Origin of the sequence: Paraburkholderia sp. PGU19 (assembly GCF_013426915.1) — a bacterium.
In the GTDB taxonomy this organism is placed as follows: Bacteria; Pseudomonadota; Gammaproteobacteria; order Burkholderiales; family Burkholderiaceae; genus Paraburkholderia.
On sequence record NZ_AP023179.1, the window covers coordinates 3,577,788 to 3,595,474 of the forward strand.

A 17,687-nucleotide genomic window follows, 5' to 3' on the forward strand; every position below is an offset into this window, starting at 1 on the left:
GTTTTCACCAGTGCTACCATCGAAAGAAAGCCGTCAACATGGCGACCCCGGCCGAAGCATTCACAAGATGCCGAGGCCAAGCAGATTTTGGTGATCCCAAACTGGGTGGAGGAGTACACATAATGAATGCCCCGCTAGACGCCGGTCAGCGAGCCTCGCTCGAAGCCGCGCTGACGTCCGTCACGCTCGACGACAAATACACGCTTGAACGCGGCCGCGCGTACATGAGCGGCATCCAGGCATTGGTCCGCCTGCCGATGCTGCAACAGGAACGCGACCGGGCCGCCGGGCTCAATACAGCCGGGTTCATCTCGGGCTATCGCGGATCGCCACTCGGCGGTCTCGACCTGTCGCTGTGGAAGGCGAAGAAGCATCTCGCCGCGCACCAGGTCGTGTTCCAGCCAGGCGTCAACGAAGACCTCGCCGCCACCGCCGTGTGGGGCTCGCAGCAGGTCAATCTCTACCCAAGCGCCAAATACGACGGCGTGTTCTCGATGTGGTACGGCAAGGGTCCCGGCGTCGACCGTTCGGGCGACGTGTTCAAGCACGGCAACTCGGCCGGCTCGTCGCCACATGGCGGCGTCCTGGTGCTGGCCGGCGACGATCACGCCGCCAAGTCGTCGACGCTCGCGCACCAGTCCGAACATCTGTTCAAGGCATGCGGCCTGCCCGTGCTGTTTCCGTCGAACGTGCAGGAATATCTCGACTTCGGCCTGCACGGCTGGGCGATGAGCCGCTACTCCGGCCTGTGGGTTGCGATGAAGTGCGTGACCGACGTGGTCGAATCATCGGCTTCCGTCGATATCGATCCGCACCGCACGCAAATCATTCTGCCCACCGACTTCGTGATGCCCGAAGGCGGCCTCAACATTCGCTGGCCCGATCCGCCGCTCGTGCAGGAAGCGCGTCTGCTCGACTACAAGTGGTACGCCGCGCTCGCCTATGTGCGCGCGAACAAGCTCGACCGCATCGAGATCGATTCGCCGCATGCGCGCTTCGGCATCATGACGGGCGGCAAGGCGTATCTCGATGTGCGCCAGGCGCTGACCGATCTCGGTCTCGACGACGAAACGTGCTCGCGCATCGGCATTCGCCTTTACAAGGTCGGCTGCGTGTGGCCGCTCGAAGCGCAAGGCGCGCACGCCTTTGCACGTGGCCTCGAAGAAATTCTGGTGGTCGAAGAGAAGCGCCAGATTCTCGAATACGCGATCAAAGAGGAGCTGTACAACTGGCCCGACGCGCAGCGTCCGCGCGTGTTCGGCAAGTTCGACGAGAAGGACGGTGCAGGCGGCGAATGGTCGGTGCCGATGGGCAACTGGCTGCTGCCCGCGCACTATGAACTCTCACCCGCGCTGATCGCGAAGGCGATTGCAACGCGGCTCGACAAGTTCGACCTGCCGTCCGACGTGCGCGCGCGCATCGCTACGCGCATCGCGGTGATCGAAGCGAAGGAAAAGGCGCTCGCGCGCCCGCGTGTTCAGGCCGAGCGCAAGCCGTGGTTCTGCTCCGGCTGTCCGCACAACACGTCGACGAATGTGCCCGAAGGCTCGCGCGCGATGGCGGGCATCGGCTGCCATTACATGACCGTGTGGATGGACCGCAGCACCAGCACGTTCAGCCAGATGGGCGGCGAAGGCGTCGCGTGGGTCGGCCAGGCGCCGTTCACCAACGACAAGCACGTGTTCGCCAATCTCGGTGACGGCACGTACTTCCATTCGGGCCTGCTCGCGATTCGGGCGGCGATCGCGTCGAAGGCGAACATCACGTACAAGATTCTCTATAACGACGCGGTCGCGATGACGGGCGGCCAGCCCGTCGACGGCGTGCTGACGGTGCCGCAGATCACGCATCAGCTCGCCGCCGAAGGCGCGAAGAAGATCGTGATCGTCACCGATGAGCCGGAGAAGTACAACGCGAACGTCGGTCTTGCGCCCGGCATCACGATTCATCATCGCGACCAGCTCGACGACGTGCAGCGCGAACTGCGCGAGATCGAAGGCACGACGATCCTGATCTACGACCAGACCTGCGCGACCGAGAAGCGCCGCCGTCGCAAACGCGGCGCCTATCCCGATCCGGCGAAGCGCGTCGTCATCAACGAGGCGGTCTGTGAAGGCTGCGGCGATTGCTCGGTGCAGTCGAACTGCCTGTCCGTCGAGCCGCTCGAAACCGAGTATGGCACGAAGCGGCAGATCAACCAGTCGACCTGCAACAAGGACTATTCGTGTCTGAAGGGCTTCTGCCCGAGCTTCGTGACGGTAGAAGGCGGGCAACTGCGCAAGCCGAAGGCGTCAGGCGTCGAGAGCGACGCGATGCCGCCCGTACCCGATCCCGATGTTCCGGCGATCGCGAAGCCGTATGGCGTGCTGGTGACGGGCGTCGGCGGCACGGGTGTCGTGACGATCGGCGCGCTGCTCGGCATGGCCGCGCACCTCGAAAGCAAAGGCGTCACCGTGCTCGATGTGACGGGCCTCGCGCAAAAGGGCGGCGCCGTGATGAGCCACGTGCAGATCGCGAACCAGCCCGCCGACATCCACGCGACGCGTATCGCGATGGGTGAAGCGAGCCTGGTGATCGGCTGCGATTCGCTCGTGACGGCCAGCGACGAATGCGTGTCGCGGATGCAGGCCGGTCAAACGCACGTCGTGCTGAACAGCGCGCCGACGCCGACCGCGGAGTTCATCAAGAACCCGAACTGGCGCTTCCCCGGCGCGAGCGCGGATGCGGACGTACGCGCAGCGGCGGGTGACGAACAGGTCGCCGCCGTCGACGCGAACCACTTCGCGGTTGCACTGCTCGGCGACGCGATCTACACGAACCCGTTCGTGCTCGGCTACGCATGGCAGAAGGGCTGGCTGCCGCTCACGCATGAGTCGCTGATTCGCGCGATCGAGTTGAATGCGGTGCAGGTCGAGAAAAATCGCGCGGCGTTCGAATGGGGCCGTCGCGCGGCGCACGACCTGGCTGCCGTGCGCAAGCTCGCGCAATTGCAAGATCGTATCGATGACGGCAACACCGCGAATGCCGCGACCGGCAGGATCGTTTCGCTGCATACGCCGAAGGCGCTCGATACGCTGATCGACAAGCGCGTACAGTATCTCGCCGCGTATCAGAACGAAGCGTACGCGACGCGTTACCGCAAGCTGATCGAAACAGTGCGGGCCGCCGAAACGAAGCTCGATGCCGCCGACGGCCAGATGCCGTTGACGGAAGCCGTCGCGAAGAATCTGCACAAGCTGATGGCGTACAAGGACGAGTACGAAGTGGCGCGTCTCTATTCGGACCCGGCGTTCGTCGAGAAGCTGAAGGCGAATTTCGAGGGCGACTGGAAGCTCAAGTTCCACCTCGCGCCGCCGGCCACGTCGAAGAAGGATGCGCATGGGCATCTGGTGAAGAAGCAGTACGGTCCGTGGATGCTCAACGCAATGCACGTGCTCGCGAAGATGAAGTTCCTGCGCGGCACGGCGCTCGATGTGTTCGGCAAGACGGAAGAGCGTCGCACCGAACGGGCGCTGATCGTCGAGTACGAGACGCTGGTGCATGAACTGGTCGGCGGGCTGACGGCAGAGAAGCGTGCGCTGGCTGTCGAACTGGCGAATCTGCCGGATGGGATTCGCGGTTATGGCCACGTCAAGGAAAACAACCTGAAGGGCGTGCGGGCGAAGTGGGCGTCGTTGCTCGCGAAGTGGCGCGCGCCGATGGGTGGGGTTGAGCGGCACGTGGCATAGCGTTCTGCCGCTTCTGAAGTACAAAGGGCACCTCGCGGTGCCCTTTTTTCATCGCATCAACGAGCGAAGATTACTTCGCGACGTTGCGTTCCACGTTGGCGTTCGCCGAAGCGACAGCCGTCATGTTGATGATCCGGCGCACCGTCGCAGCCGGCGTCAGAATGTGCACCGGCTTGGCCGCGCCGAGCAGGAACGGTCCGACCGTCACGCCTTCGCCGCCGATCATCTTCAGCAGGTTGTACGTGATGTTCGCCGCTTCGACGTTCGGCATGATCAGCAGGTTCGCTTCGCCCGTCAGCGTCGTGCCAGGGAACGCGGCTTTGCGCACCGCTTCCGACAGCGCCGCGTCGCCATGCATTTCACCGTCCACTTCGAGATGCGGCGCGCGTTCGGCGATCAGCTTGCGTGCAGCCGCCATGCGTGCCGACGACGACGACGGCACGCTGCCGAAGTTCGAGTTCGACAGCAGCGCGACCTTCGGCGTGATTCCGAACTTCTCGATTTCGCCCGCAGCGAGGATCGTCATGTCGGCGAGCTGTTCGGCCGTCGGCACTTCGTTCACGTACGTGTCACTGATGAAGAGGTTGCGGCCCGGCAGCATCAGCAGATTCATCGCAGCGAAGTTGTCGACATGCTCAGCCTTGCCCAGCACCTGTTCGACGAACTTCAGATGCTCGTGATACGTGTCGATCAGACCGCAGATCATGCCGTCCGCGTCGCCGAGATGCACGAGAATCGCGCCGATCAGCGTGTTGAACTTGCGCATCGCGGCCTTCGCGACTTCCGGCGTGACGCCTTCGCGCGCGCCGATCTCGTGATATGCCTGCCAGCTCTTCTGATAACGCGGATCGTCTTCCGGGTTGACGATCTCGACATCCTCGCCACACTTGAGCTTCGAGCCCATCTTCTTCAGACGCATCTCGATCACGCTCGGGCGACCCACGAGAATCGGCTTCGCAATCTTCTCGAGCAGCACGAATTGCGCGGCGCGCAGCACGCGTTCGTCTTCGCCTTCCGCGAACACGATGCGCGCCGGTTGCGCCTTCGCCGCCGCGAACACCGGGCGCATCACCATGCCCGTGCGGTAGACGGTTGCGCCGAGCTGCTCACGGTACGCGTCCATGTCCTGAATCGGGCGCGTCGCGACGCCCGAGTCCATCGCGGCCTGCGCGACGGCGGGCGCGATCTTGATGATCAGACGCGGATCGAACGGCTTCGGAATCAGGTAGTCGGGGCCGAATTCGAGCGAATGGCCTTCGTACGCCTTCGCGACTTCATCGCCCTGATCGGTTTCTTCCGCGAGTTCGGCGATCGCGCGCACGCACGCGAGCTTCATTTCTTCCGTGATCGTCGTCGCGCCGACATCCAGCGCGCCGCGGAAGATGAACGGGAAGCACAGCACGTTGTTGACCTGGTTCGGATAGTCCGAACGGCCCGTCGCGACGATACAGTCCGGCCGCACCTTCTTCGCTTCTTCGGGGCGGATTTCCGGCTCCGGGTTGGCCAGCGCGAGGATCAGCGGCTTGTCGGCCATCGTCGTGACCATTTCGGGCTTCAGCACGCCCGCGCTCGAACAGCCGAGGAACACGTCGCAGCCGTGCATGGCGTCGCCGAGCGTGCGCGCGTCGGTGCTCGCCTGATAGCGTTCTTTCGAGGCATCCAGATTGCCGCGCCCTTCATAAATCACGCCCTTCGAATCGATCACCAGCGTGTTCGATTTCTTCAGGCCCAGATGCACGAGCAGATCCAGACACGCGATCGCCGCCGCACCCGCGCCCGAACACACCAGCTTCACCTCTTCGAGCTTCTTGCCGACCACTTTCAGGCCGTTGAGAATCGCCGCCGACGCGATGATCGCCGTGCCGTGCTGGTCGTCGTGGAAAACGGGGATCTTCATGCGCTCGCGCAGCTTCTTCTCGATGTAGAAGCATTCGGGCGCCTTGATGTCTTCGAGGTTGATGCCGCCGAGCGTCGGCTCCAGCATCGCGATCGCTTCGACGAGTTTGTCGGGATCGGACTCGCTCAGCTCGATATCGAACACGTCGATGCCGGCGAACTTCTTGAAGAGACAGCCCTTGCCTTCCATCACCGGCTTCGCGGCGAGCGGCCCGATGTTGCCGAGACCCAGCACGGCCGTGCCGTTCGTGATCACGCCGACGAGGTTGCCGCGCGACGTGTACTTCTGCGCGTCGAGCGGCTCGTCGAAGATGGCCATGCACGCAGCTGCGACACCCGGCGAATAGGCCAGCGACAGGTCTAGCTGGTTCGAAAGCGGCTTGGTCGGTGTGACCGAAATCTTGCCGGGTTTCGGGTTCTGGTGATATGCGAGAGCGCTTTGCTTCAGTTGTTCGTCCATTTTCTAACCTGCGAGACGTTGATAATTGGGCCCGACTCAATGTCACGTGCTGCGCTGGCCATGTCGACGGGTTGCTCGACGGCGGCGATTCTCGCGTGCGCCGGTTAGGCGCGGCGTCAAACCTCAGCGGAAAGCAAACGACGCTGAGCTTTTTCGGGGCGACCAGTGTACACCCCGAATGCGACGGTTCGGGGTAGGTTTTGTACCGGATGGATAAGCCGCAGCCGCGCCAGTGCTTGCTGCAGCGCGACATGAAAGCACTTCCACCCCGCCCGCCGCCGCGCGGCGGCAAGGCTCATTCGAGCGTTGCGCCGCGGCGTTCCGGGATCAAAAAGAGCGTCGCGAGAATGTCGAGAACATAGATCGAAGCGAGCATGGCGAGCGCCGCCCCGAACGAAAACCGTGCGGCCAGCGCGCCGACGGCAACCGGCCCGAACCCGCCGACCGCGCGGCCGATATTGAACAGAACATTTTGCGCGGTAGCGCGGGCGTCGGTCGGATACAGCTCTGAGATCAACGCGCCATAGCCGCCAATCATTCCGTTCACGAACATGCCCATCACCGCGCCACCAATCAGCAGCGCGAACGGCGTGCTCAATTGCGAGTAGACGAACACCATCACCACGGCGCCCGCCTGGTAGAACAGGAACGCGGGCTTGCGGCCGAAGCGGTCGGCAGCGGCGCCGAACAGCCAGATGCCGGCCGCCATGCCGAGTACCGTGACGGCCGTCCATAAGCCGGAGCGCGTCAGCGAGTAGCCGAAGGTTTTCGACAGATACGTGGGCAGCCAGATCATCAGGCCGTAATAGCCGAAGTTCTGCACCGAGCACAGAATCGCAACGCCCACGCTTGCGCGGGTCGTGCGGGCGTCGGCGACGAGCAGTTTCATCGGCGCTTTGCGCATGCCGCGCGCGACGCGCTCGGTGAAGAGCGCCGGTTCCTCGACGCGCCGCCGCACGAAAAACGACACGACGGCAGGCAGCAGCCCGAGCGCGAACATCCCGCGCCAGCCGATCACGGGCAGCAGTAAAGGTGTGAGCAGCGCCGCCGCCAGCACACCCAGTTGCCAGCCAAGCCCGACATACGACGACACGCGCGCCCGCTGTGCCGCCGGCCAAGCCTCCGCAACGAGCGTCATGCCGATGCCGAACTCGCCGCCCAGCCCGATGCCCGCAATCGTCCGGTACGCGAGCAGATCGCCGTAACCTTGCGCGAGCGCGCACAGGCCCGTGAAGACCGCGAAGATGAGGATCGTCCACGTGAGCATCCGCACGCGTCCGAAGTAGTCGCTCAACACGCCGAAAATCACGCCGCCCGCGACCGCACCGACCAGCGTCCACGTCACCAGCGACCCGGCTTGCGTCGACGAAAGGTGCAGGTCGGCAGCGATGACGGGCAGCATGAAGCCGAGAATCAGCAGGTCGAAGCCGTCCATCGCGTAGCCGAGCACCGACGCGATCAGCGCGCGCGCCGCGTAGCCGGGACGGGCGTCCGGCGCGGCCTGGGTCGTAGAAGGGGCGATGTTCATGAGCGGCAACCTTGCAGCAGACGTGAGCAGAAGGCCATCCGGAGGCCGTCTGTGAAAATTTGCCGTGAGTGTAAAGGCGCCAGATTGGCGTCACAAGCTGGCCAGAATGCATAGGCGAAACGCACATCCGGTCACCGCGCCCTACCCGCTTTCGCCGCCTAGAACCCTGGGAACAGTCCGAATCGGGTAAAATATCGGGCTACGCGCGCAGCAAACCGGCCTGTTTCTCAACTCGTCCGGCATGTTTCGCCCACCAGGCGCGAAACGTTACGCCTGCTGCGCCACAGGGCCCCGCGCCCGCCCTCCAAGCTCACCACACCGAAGGATTCGCCCATGACAGGCTTCGATCGCCAGACGATCTCCGACACGACCGCCAAAATGCTGCTGGAAGTCCAGGCAGTGCATTTCAACGCGGAAAAACCGTACATCTTCACTTCCGGCTGGGCGAGCCCGGTATATATCGACTGCCGCAAGTTGATTTCGTATCCGCGCGTGCGCCGCGGCCTGATGGAAATGGCAGAAGCGACGATTCTGCGCGACGTCGGCTACGAGCAGATCGACGCCGTCGCCGGCGGTGAAACGGCGGGCATTCCGTTCGCCGCCTGGCTGTCGGACCGTCTGATGGTGCCGATGCAATACGTGCGCAAGAAGCCGAAGGGTTTCGGCCGCAACGCGCAGATCGAAGGTCTGTTGACGGAAGGTCAGCGCGTGCTGCTGGTCGAAGATCTGACCACCGACAGCCGCAGCAAGATCAACTTCATCAACGCGCTGCGCACGGCGGGCGCGCAGGTGAATCACTGCTTCGTGCTGTTCCACTACAACATCTTCAAGGAAAGCGTGTCGGTGCTGAAGGATATCGACGTCGATCTGCATGCGCTCGCCACGTGGTGGGACGTGCTGCGCGTCGCGAAGCAACAGGGCTACTTCGAAACGAAGACGCTCGACGAAGTCGAGAAATTCCTGCACGCGCCTGCCGAGTGGTCGGCGGCTCACGGCGGCGCAACGGCGGCACCGCAATAAGCGGGCAGCCTGATTCAGCGAGCATACGAAAACGCCGCCTGTCTTACGACGGGCGGCGCTTTTATTTGATCTGCTTTCCCGGTTTGAGAATCCGACAGCCAGCTTCTGAGGTAGCGCTTAAGAACTTCCCTGCGGCGGGGCACCCGTATCCGCCTCACCCGGCGCATACGACGACAGATTCATCAAGCCATTGCTCTGCGCGTACTGAAACAGTTCGGAATCCCTTTCGAGTCCGAGCTTGCGCATTGCAGTGTTCTTTTGCGTGCTAATCGTCTTAATGCTGCGGTTCAGCTGCTCGGAAATTTCCTTGATGGTCATTCCCGAAACGAAGAGCCGTACGACTTCCAACTCGCGCTTCGACAGAATCACCTCGTCGCTCTTGCCGCCTGCGTTCATGCGCAACGTTTCGAGCGATGCCTTCACCGACGGGCTCATGTATTCGATATGCCGGCTAACGTGCTGCACCGCAAGACCGATATGACTTAGGTCGTCTGATTTGTTGACGACGGAAATCACACCGAGCTCGCTCAGGCGCTTCAACAGCGCGGCGTTTTCGAGCATCGTCAGGACGACTATAGGCAGGTCGGGAAAATTCCGAGGCAGATAGCCGATCAACGGTAAGCCGTCGCCGTATTGCCCACCTGGCATTGCGAGATCCGTGACCAGTACGTCGCACGGGGTCGTCTGCAATATCTTCACCAGCTCGGGGGACTGCTTTGCGCGCGCGACCACACGAATGCCCTGGAACTTGAGCAACGCCTATTCGGCACCAAAGAGAATGACAGGATGGTCATCGGCAACCACGACCCTGATGGGATCTTGCATGGCCCTTCCTTCAGCTGACAATCCACGCTCCGAAACAACCGTTCCTAGTTCTAAATTTCTAGGACTTGTCTGCTTGTGTACAACTGCGGACGATTGCAGCGACTATAGCCGATTTCGCGCCGTGCCGGCCCCTCGTCGAGCACAAATGGCCACATAAGATGTAATGTTAGACTCGATTTGTCACTTGGGCACAAAAAAGGACAACAATCCCTCGTAAGGACATTTCTTTACGAGCCTGACAGGAGATTCGGCACATGCACTTGCGTTGCCCGGTCGTTTCGCCCCTTTCGTCTCGTTTGTCCCGTTCGTTCCTGCCGTTTCTGTTTCTCGCACGATCGCGCGTTGCTTCGCTCATCGTTTTTTCATTCGCACTTCATGCGAGCGCGGCCTCTGCCGACACCGCGTTCACCGTGACGAGCACCAACCTTCGCGCAGGCGGCACGGTCGACAACGCGCAGGTGTTCGACCGCGACGACTGCAAAGGCCTTAACCGCTCGCCGCAACTGAACTGGCACAACCCGCCTGACGGCACGCGCAGCTTCGCGGTGACCATGTTCGATCCCGATTCGCCCGGACGCGGCTGGTGGCATTGGGCCGTCGTCGGCATTCCTGCCAACGTCGACCGCCTGCCGGAAAACGCGAGCGCTTCCGGCTTTCTTAAGAATCTTGGCGCCGTCGAGGCGCGCAACGACTTCGAGATCGACGGCTACGGCGGGCCCTGCCCGCCGCCCGGCAAGCCGCATCGCTATGTGATCACGGTGTACGCGCTGAACACGTCGAACCTTAGGCTTGCGCAAGGTCGGCCGTCACTGATGTTCGACCACGAGATCAGCACGGCAACGCTCGGCTACGCTCGCATGACCGTCACCTACGGCCGCTAGTCTTTCGCATCGGTGATAAGAGCGAAGCCGCCGTTATCTTGCCGCGTCTCGAACAACTCAGGCACGGTGACAGAATGAGCGAGGCTCAAGTCCGCTCATTCGGGATCGAATCGTGATTTGCAACGAGGGAGCTGTCTATGTCAAAAATCATCATCGTGTATCACAGCGGCTACGGCCATACGAAGAAGCTCGCGGAAGCGGTGCTCGCCGGCACGCTCGACGGTGGCGCCGATGCAAGGATGATCGCGGTCGGTGAGCTGGACGACGCGGCCTGGGCCGAGCTGGACACAGCCGACGCCATCATCTTCGGCGCGCCCACCTACATGGGCGGCCCGTCCGCCGACTTCAAGAAGTTCGCCGACGCGAGTTCGAAACCGTGGTTCGCGCAAAAGTGGAAGGACAAGGTGGCGGCGGGCTTCACCAACTCGGGGTCGATGAACGGCGACAAATTCTCGACGATCCAGTATTTCATCACCCTCGCGATGCAGCACGGCATGATCTGGTCAGGCATGGGGATGATGCCCGCCAACACGAAGGCGGCGACGCGCAACGACCTGAATTTCATCGGCGGCTTTGCGGGCCTGCTCTCGCAGTCGCCCGCCGACGCCACGCCCGACGAAGCGCCCCCGCCCGGCGACCTCGACACGGCAAAGGTGTTCGGCGCGCGCATTGCGGCAGTGACGGCGCGCTGGAAGGCGGGACAGCCGGCCTGAACGTGCCGGGGCGCGCGAAAATGCAACTTGTCATGCCGCTGTCACTGTTGCGGCGCAACGTGTTTTTCGGCCAATTTCGCGCACGCGCCGCCGCACGGTCTTAAAATAACGTTCCGGCGCAGCCAGCGCCGCGTTTTCCGCCGTTTTTATCAGCCAGCGAGATCGAGATGAGCACGAAAGTTTTTGTCGACGGACAGGAAGGCACGACCGGCCTGAAGATTTTCGAATACCTGTCGCAGCGCGCAGACGTTGAAATCCTCCGCATCGAAGAAGCGAAGCGTAAGGATATCGACGAGCGCCGTCGTCTCATCAACGCTTCGGACGTCACCTTCCTGTGTCTTCCGGACGTTGCATCGCGCGAATCGGCGTCGCTGGTCGAGAACGACCGCACCGTGCTGATCGACGCGAGCACCGCGTTTCGCACCAGCGCCGACTGGGCGTACGGCCTGCCCGAGCTGGCCCGCGCGCAGCGCGAGCGCCTGCGCACGGCGAAGCGCATTGCCGTGCCGGGTTGCCATGCATCGGCGTTCGTGCTGGCCATGCGTCCGCTCGTCGACGCGGGTGTCGTGTCGGCGGATTTCGCTGCGCACAGCTACTCGATCACCGGTTACAGCGGCGGCGGCAAGAAAATGATTGCGGATTACGACGCGGGCGGCAACGCGAAGCTCGACAGCCCGCGTCCTTACGCGCTCGGTCTTACGCACAAGCATCTGCCGGAAATGGCCGCTCACACGGGCCTGAAGAGCGCGCCGGTGTTCACGCCGATCGTCGGCAACTTCTACAAGGGCCTGGCCGTGACGACGTACTTCACGCCGGGCCAGTTGTCCAAACCGACCACACCGCAAGACGTGCAGGCGCTATTCGCCGAGTACTACAGCGGCGAGCAGTTCGTGCGCGTCGCGCCGTTCAATGCGGACGACAATCTCGACAGCGGCTTCTTCGACGTCCAGGCGAACAACGACACGAACCGTGTCGACCTGTTCGTGTTCGGCAACGAAGAGCGCTTCGTCACGGTTGCGCGGCTCGACAACCTGGGCAAGGGCGCCTCGGGCGCGGCGATCCAGTGTATGAATCTCGCCATCGGCACGGACGAGGCCACGGGCCTCAAGCGCTGACACCTCGCTAGCGGACGGCGTCCGCCGTCCTGCGCGTTACAAAGCCGGCATTCAAACGCCGGCTTTTTCTTTTTATGCTTGCTAATCCGCGATTTAAAACGCCTCATTCAAACGCGGATTAACGCCTTTCGATTTTCTCACTATCTCCAGCAGTCCTTATAGCAGGTATTTACTGCTCGTCCTTTTATCTCTTTGGCATCTATTACCGCATAGGGATATTCCGGATTTTTTTGCGAACGAGCGTTCGAAGATGATGGATGCGCTTTTCCGAGTCGCCCGCCGATAAAGGCTCAGCGGCGACACGACAAAATCCGTCCGATGCAAAAAATGCTGTTTTGTTTTAAAAGGCGCGCTTCGAAGCGCCATGCGCCTCTCCGCGAAAAATGCGCTGTTTGAATCGGGTTTTTTAGACGGTTCGTTCAATTGACAGCCCTAAATCGCGCAGCGAAATTAGCTCGCAAATTACACGAATCAGGGAGACAGCAGCATGTACGCCAATTCAAAATGGCTGGCATGTGCCATTGCCAGCGTGCCGTTTTTGTTCGCCTGCGGAGGAGGAAATGCGGGTGATCCCGGCGCGATCAACGCGAACCAATGTTCAGGATCGAGCTGCGGCGTGCAAGGGCCACCTACGTCGACGGCCACCGCGGGCTCGCTTTGCCCCGCCGACGCCGATATCGGCCAGAGCACCTATCTGGGCGGCGCAGGCAGCGGCGAAGTGGTGTCGTTGAACATCGACGCCGTGAAGATGACCTACACGCTGAAGTTTCTCGAGTCGCCGATCCCCGTATCGGCGGGCCAGGTCGACAAAACGCGCGTAGGCACCACCGTCACGGGCGCCGTCATGCATCCGCCGGCGGGCATGCTGCCCAACGCCGAACAGACGCGCTGCGCGTTCATGCTGACGCCCGCGTCCGGTACCGCGCCTTCGACGGGCGCGACCTATACGACGCCCTTTTCGTCCACCAACCCGCCCATCGTTTTCGTCGGCAAGGGCGTGGCAGGCGGCGGCATTCCGGGCGCCGACGTCGCGTACGCGGGCAAGACGATTCTCACGTTCCAGAACGTCGGCGCCGTCACGCCAAGACATTTCGACTTCTACCCGTTCCTCGGCTTCGCAAGCACGACGACGGACCTCTCGAAGCTCGCCGGCAACTATAACGGGCTGCTCTATCACATTGTTCCGTCGAGCAATTACTCGGCGGCTGCCGCCCAGACATCCGAAACGTTCGATGCCAACGGCGCCTGCTCGTCGGCGACCAACACCTCGCCCGCGAATGGCAACGCAAGCCCGACGCACTGCCTTTCGATGGGTGACACGCCGACGCTCAACGCGAACGGCTACTTCGACAGCACCAATGCGCCGCGCATTGAAAGCCAGTTGGTGCTGCCGCTGCTGGGCCCGAAGGGCAGTTCGACAGCCCACATGATCCTCGGTCAACTGAACGGCGCGACCGTCCCGGTCGTCGTCAGAACGGGGCACGTGAATACGGGCACCGGCGCGGTTCCACTCAACGCCGAAGTCGACGACGAATCCGGCATCGCGCTGCTGGAAAGCGCGACTTCGCTCGCGTCAGGCGGCTTCGACGGCGGCTATGTCGGCGCGGACTCGAACTTCAAGTACACCGCATCGCTGATCCAGGGCGGCGTCGGCACCTTCATCAATCCGTCCACGCAGGCGGCCGAAAGCGGTTTCGGTCTCGGATACGGCGCTGGCAATCCGGGCCTCGTCAACGTCACCGGCAAGCAGGGCAACACGGGCTTCGCCATCGCAGGCGGCGGCCTCTACGCGATCTTCATCAACGGCACCGAAAACGGCGGCCTCACGCCGAGCTCGGCCAATCCCGACACCGCCAGTTCGCCGTACTTCAGCGTCGGCGCGCAGATCAGCAAATAAGCCTCACCCGAATCAACAGAAAGGGCCGTGCATGGCAGGAGGCAACACGAGCAGAAAGCAGCATCGCTAGATGAACAAGACCGAGAGGCGGCTGGACTGGGAGCTGGCCGCCCATAACAAGACTGGAGGCACGATGAACTGGAAGATTCTTTCGGCGCTGGCCTTTGCAGCGCCATTGCTCGGCGCGTGCGGCGGCTCGGGCAGCGAAGGCGCACCGCCCGTGGAAGCGCGCCTGTGCCCCGCGTCGCTCGACTACGGCACGACCTTCACGGGCGGCGGCGGCGACGGCGAACTCGTCAAGCTGGAGCTCGACACGACGAAGATGACCTGGCAGGTCGCTTACATCGAATCGCCGATTCCCGCCACGACAGGCACGGTCGCACCGACCCGCAAGGGCCAGACGGCATCGGGCACGCTGACTCAGGAAACGCTGCTTCCCACCAACAAGCTCAACCAGTGCGCGTTCCGTCTGAACGGCGCGAGCCTCGACCCGAACCGGCCGGCGCGCATTTTTGTCGGCGAAGGCGTGGCGGGCGGCACGATTCCGGGCGCTGAAATTTCGTTCGGCGGCATTCTCGGACAAGGCGCGGTCCCCGACACGAAATTCCCGTACTACCCGTTCATCGGCTTTTCCACAATCGAGACGAATCTGGCGAACATCGTCGGCACGTACAACCAGCTCGGCTATCACCAGATTCCGTCGCAAAACTTTGCACCGACTGTCGTCGATACGAAGATCACGATCAACGCCGACGGCACCTGGACCGAGTGCGACAACGCAGGCGTCAACGCCGGCAAGTGCCAGCAGCCGGGCACGAACTGGACGCAATCGTCGAATGGCAGCGGCGCGTTCGAAACAGACAACTTCCAGGGCCAGGGCAAGCCGACGCTCGCGACGTCGCCCGTCGGCAAGGGCTTCATGATCGTCGGCAAGTTGCGCAACCAGAACGTGCCGATCCTCGTCCGCACGGGCGTCGCGAACTCGACGCTCACGCCGAACCCGCAGAACGGCATCAGCGGCCCGGTCGCCGACGATGAATCGGGTATCTCGATCCTCGCGCCCCAGTCGAACATCGCCGTCAACTCGCAGAACGGTGAGTACATCGGCGTCGACAGCGAATTCAACTACCGCACCAATGCGCTCGCCGGCACGCAGGCGACGCTGCTCGATCCGTTCAACCCGTCGCAGGCGTCGCTGACCAAGGCGCTGAATCTCGAGTTCACGCAGACCGTGCCCGGCGTCGTGACATCGACGTACACGAGCGCGGCGGCGGGTAGCGCACCGACCGGCAAGTTCATTTTCACGGGCGGCGTGTTCGGCTTCCTGGACTTGTCGAACGCGTCGTCGCCGTACTTCACGATCGGCGCCTTCGTCCAGTAATGGGCGCGACGTCCACCGCATAGAACGCAACGAGGCGACCGCCGCCCGGTCGCTTCCCTGCCCGCGCGCAGGGAAGCGGGCAACCGGGAAGCGCAGCAGACGGCACGGATAACGCCGTCGCGCGCGAGGCAGGCCGCCCGCTCAGGAGGAACAGAATGAGAAAGCTCTTGGACGCGGCGATGCCCAATGCATTCGCCGCTGTATGCGCGGCTGCCTTGGCCACACTCGCGATGCCGAATGCCTATGCGCAAAAGGCGGGCGACAACCTCGTCTCGCTCGGCTGGTTTCACGTGATGCCGCAGGATTCGAGCACCCCACTCACGACGTACGTCGCGCCCGTGCCGATCAACACGCCGCTGCGTCTGCCGAACTCGTTCACCTCGGCTGGTACGAGCCTGTCGACGAACAGCGCCGATACGCTCGGCCTCGTGTTTTCGCACTTCGTCACGGACCATTTCGCGGTGACGTCGGTGGCGGGTGTGCCGCCGAAGTTCGAGTTGTACGGCCACGGCACGATCCAGCCGCCCGGACCGGCGGGCGCGCTGGGCAAGCAGGATATCGGCGACCCGGCCGTCAATCCGATCGTCAAGAGCGTGCGGCAATGGAGCCCGGCGCTGATCTTCCAGTATTACTTCGGCGAGTCGACGTCGAAGTTCCGGCCGTTTGTCGGCATCGGCGTGTCGTACAACTGGTTCAGCGACATCCAGCTGAATGAGAATTTCGTCACACAGACCCAGAACAACCTCGGCGCGATTCTGGCCGCGGGCGCGGGCAAGACGGGGAAGACGACGGTGGAGGCGAAGGCGTCGTCGTCGTGGCAGCCGGTCTTCAATGTGGGCGCGATGTACAACATCACCGACCGTTGGGGCGTCACAGCGTCCGTTACCTACATTCCGCTGAAGACGACTTCGTCGACGATCATCAAGGCGGCGGACGGCACGGAACTGGCCGTGTCGAAGGCCGAACTGAAGGCCGATCCCATCATCACGTACCTCGCGCTGTCGTACAAGTTCTGAGCGCGCGACGGATGGGCAAAAACGAGGCGAAAAAAAAGCCCGCCAAAGTAGCGGGCTGAATCCATATCAGAGGAGACATGGAGGAGACAAGACGAACTATAGCAAATCGCTTGGTGCGTTGCAACATGACGCATTAGAGCGCTGGTTCTACGTTACCAAAGCATGACAAATCGTCGCACCAATCCTTTCGGAAGTAATTTTGTGCTTTGCATCATCCGACCGAATGGACCAGCGCCAGACAGGCGGCATCCTTTTCCAGCTTTTCGACCAGCGCGTCGCGCATCAATTCGACGGGACGCACGAGGCGTCCGGGCAGCGCGCCATGCACGAGCCACACGTTCAGGCCGTTCCGGAAGTCCTGCACGTCGATGACCTGCAGCGCCTCCCGATGCGGACTGCGCGCGAGCACTTCCGGCGTCGCGAGACCCACGCCCAGCCCGCGCGTCACCAGTGACAGTTGCAGTTCCGAACCGAACGCCTCGACGGCGACGTTGAATGGCAATCCCGCCGACGCCATCGCGCGACTCAGCGCGGAACGCATCCCACAGCCGTCCTGATTCAGCACCCACGGGTAGCCTGACAAGGTCGCGAGCGTCGCCGGCTCGTCGGCTATGCCGAACGAGCGCGGCGCGACGACCACGGTCGGCTTGTAGGCAAGGAGCTTCGATGTCAGCCCTTCCGGCAGCGGCACGCTTTCCGGCAGCAGCACGACGGCCGCATCCACTTTCGCCTGCTCGACGATCTGCAACAGACCCGGCGACCAGCCCGCCGTCACGCGCAGTGTCAGGTTCGGGAAGGCGCTCCGCAAACGGTCGATGGGCTGCTCCAGCGCCAGTTCGGAAAGAAACGGCGGCACGCCGATCTTGAATTCGCCCGTCGGCTCGCTGTCCGGCGACGCAACGGACATCAGATCGTCGACGGCGCGCAGCACCGTGCGCGCGAGGCCGTACACCTCGTTGCCCGCTGCCGTCGGCTTGAGCGGCTTGCTCTGCCGGTCGAGCAATTCGATGCCGAGCATCGTTTCCAGGTTCTGCACGCGGCGTGTGAGACCCGGCTGCGTCAAGAACAGCTTCTCCGACGCTCGCACCATCGATCCACTTTCCACGACCGCCACAAAAGCCTGCAAGTCACGCGTGTTCAAAACAACCTCGCATAAACATTATCGAGATAATTCAATTGTCGCATAACGTCGGCATCCCTACGATGGGCTGGATCGAATTCTTCCGG

General features: G+C 62.6%; 11 protein-coding genes and 1 pseudogene. 8 read left to right on the forward strand and 4 right to left on the reverse strand.

All coding sequences use genetic code 11. From position 1 onward, the window contains the following. The first annotated feature begins 122 nt into the window (after positions 1-122). On the forward strand, positions 123-3,728 hold the full coding sequence (locus tag H1204_RS16385; protein ID WP_180729104.1) for an indolepyruvate ferredoxin oxidoreductase family protein: 3,606 nt from the start codon (positions 123-125) through the stop codon (positions 3,726-3,728). Between the two features lie 70 nt (positions 3,729-3,798). Here H1204_RS16385 and H1204_RS16390 read toward each other — a convergent pair whose 3' ends face one another. Together H1204_RS16390 and H1204_RS16395 are read right to left on the reverse strand one after the other, a co-directional pair. After that, on the reverse strand, positions 3,799-6,084 hold the full coding sequence (locus H1204_RS16390; protein WP_180729105.1) for an NADP-dependent malic enzyme: 2,286 nt from the start codon (positions 6,082-6,084) through the stop codon (positions 3,799-3,801). A gap of 295 nt (positions 6,085-6,379) precedes the next feature. Continuing rightward, positions 6,380-7,612, reverse strand: coding sequence for an MFS transporter (locus H1204_RS16395; protein WP_180729106.1), 1,233 nt, complete (start codon positions 7,610-7,612; stop codon positions 6,380-6,382). 333 nt (positions 7,613-7,945) lie between these two features. On the opposite strand from H1204_RS16395, the gene H1204_RS16400 reads away from it, so the two are divergent. Next, complete coding sequence (locus H1204_RS16400) at positions 7,946-8,632, forward strand: orotate phosphoribosyltransferase (protein WP_035991642.1); 687 nt, start codon at positions 7,946-7,948, stop codon at positions 8,630-8,632. A 117-nt stretch (positions 8,633-8,749) separates the two neighbouring features. On the opposite strand, the pseudogene H1204_RS16405 reads toward H1204_RS16400, so the two are convergent. Further along, positions 8,750-9,457: pseudogene (locus tag H1204_RS16405) on the reverse strand (response regulator). Between the two features lie 254 nt (positions 9,458-9,711). On the opposite strand from H1204_RS16405, the gene H1204_RS16410 reads away from it, so the two are divergent. The 6 genes from H1204_RS16410 (at position 9,712) to H1204_RS16435 (ending at position 16,460) form a co-directional block, all read left to right on the forward strand. After that, complete coding sequence (locus tag H1204_RS16410; protein WP_180729107.1) at positions 9,712-10,338, forward strand: YbhB/YbcL family Raf kinase inhibitor-like protein; 627 nt, start codon at positions 9,712-9,714, stop codon at positions 10,336-10,338. A gap of 137 nt (positions 10,339-10,475) precedes the next feature. Beyond that, complete coding sequence (locus tag H1204_RS16415; protein WP_180729108.1) at positions 10,476-11,051, forward strand: flavodoxin family protein; 576 nt, start codon at positions 10,476-10,478, stop codon at positions 11,049-11,051. Positions 11,052-11,218: 167 nt separating this feature from the next. Next, entirely contained in the window at positions 11,219-12,166 is a 948-nt protein-coding gene (gene argC, locus H1204_RS16420) for an N-acetyl-gamma-glutamyl-phosphate reductase (protein WP_180729109.1), read from the forward strand. 487 nt (positions 12,167-12,653) lie between these two features. Next, complete coding sequence (locus tag H1204_RS16425; protein WP_180729110.1) at positions 12,654-14,063, forward strand: DUF2957 domain-containing protein; 1,410 nt, start codon at positions 12,654-12,656, stop codon at positions 14,061-14,063. 133 nt (positions 14,064-14,196) lie between these two features. After that, the gene (locus tag H1204_RS16430; protein ID WP_180730978.1) at positions 14,197-15,444 is read left to right on the forward strand and encodes a DUF2957 domain-containing protein; all 1,248 of its coding nucleotides are present in this window, start codon (positions 14,197-14,199) and stop codon (positions 15,442-15,444) included. Between the two features lie 179 nt (positions 15,445-15,623). After that, on the forward strand, positions 15,624-16,460 hold the full coding sequence (locus H1204_RS16435; RefSeq protein ID WP_180730979.1) for an OmpW family protein: 837 nt from the start codon (positions 15,624-15,626) through the stop codon (positions 16,458-16,460). 211 nt (positions 16,461-16,671) lie between these two features. Here H1204_RS16435 and H1204_RS16440 read toward each other — a convergent pair whose 3' ends face one another. Further along, positions 16,672-17,601, reverse strand: a complete 930-nt coding sequence (locus H1204_RS16440; RefSeq protein WP_180729111.1) for a LysR family transcriptional regulator — start codon at positions 17,599-17,601, stop codon at positions 16,672-16,674. Positions 17,602-17,687 lie beyond the last annotated feature (86 nt).

Bases quoted from the DNA above. Each gene is read 5' to 3' on its own strand.
- H1204_RS16395 (WP_180729106.1), bottom strand. From the start codon at position 7,612: ATGAACATCGCCCCTTCTACGACCCAGGCCGCGCCGGACGCCCGTCCC.
- H1204_RS16400 (WP_035991642.1), top strand. From the start codon at position 7,946: ATGACAGGCTTCGATCGCCAGACGATCTCCGACACGACCGCCAAAATG.
- H1204_RS16430 (WP_180730978.1), top strand. From the start codon at position 14,197: ATGAACTGGAAGATTCTTTCGGCGCTGGCCTTTGCAGCGCCATTGCTC.
- H1204_RS16385 (WP_180729104.1), top strand. From the start codon at position 123: ATGAATGCCCCGCTAGACGCCGGTCAGCGAGCCTCGCTCGAAGCCGCG.
- H1204_RS16435 (WP_180730979.1), top strand. From the start codon at position 15,624: ATGCCCAATGCATTCGCCGCTGTATGCGCGGCTGCCTTGGCCACACTC.
- H1204_RS16425 (WP_180729110.1), top strand. From the start codon at position 12,654: ATGTACGCCAATTCAAAATGGCTGGCATGTGCCATTGCCAGCGTGCCG.
- argC (WP_180729109.1), top strand. From the start codon at position 11,219: ATGAGCACGAAAGTTTTTGTCGACGGACAGGAAGGCACGACCGGCCTG.
- H1204_RS16415 (WP_180729108.1), top strand. From the start codon at position 10,476: ATGTCAAAAATCATCATCGTGTATCACAGCGGCTACGGCCATACGAAG.
- H1204_RS16390 (WP_180729105.1), bottom strand. From the start codon at position 6,084: ATGGACGAACAACTGAAGCAAAGCGCTCTCGCATATCACCAGAACCCG.
- H1204_RS16410 (WP_180729107.1), top strand. From the start codon at position 9,712: ATGCACTTGCGTTGCCCGGTCGTTTCGCCCCTTTCGTCTCGTTTGTCC.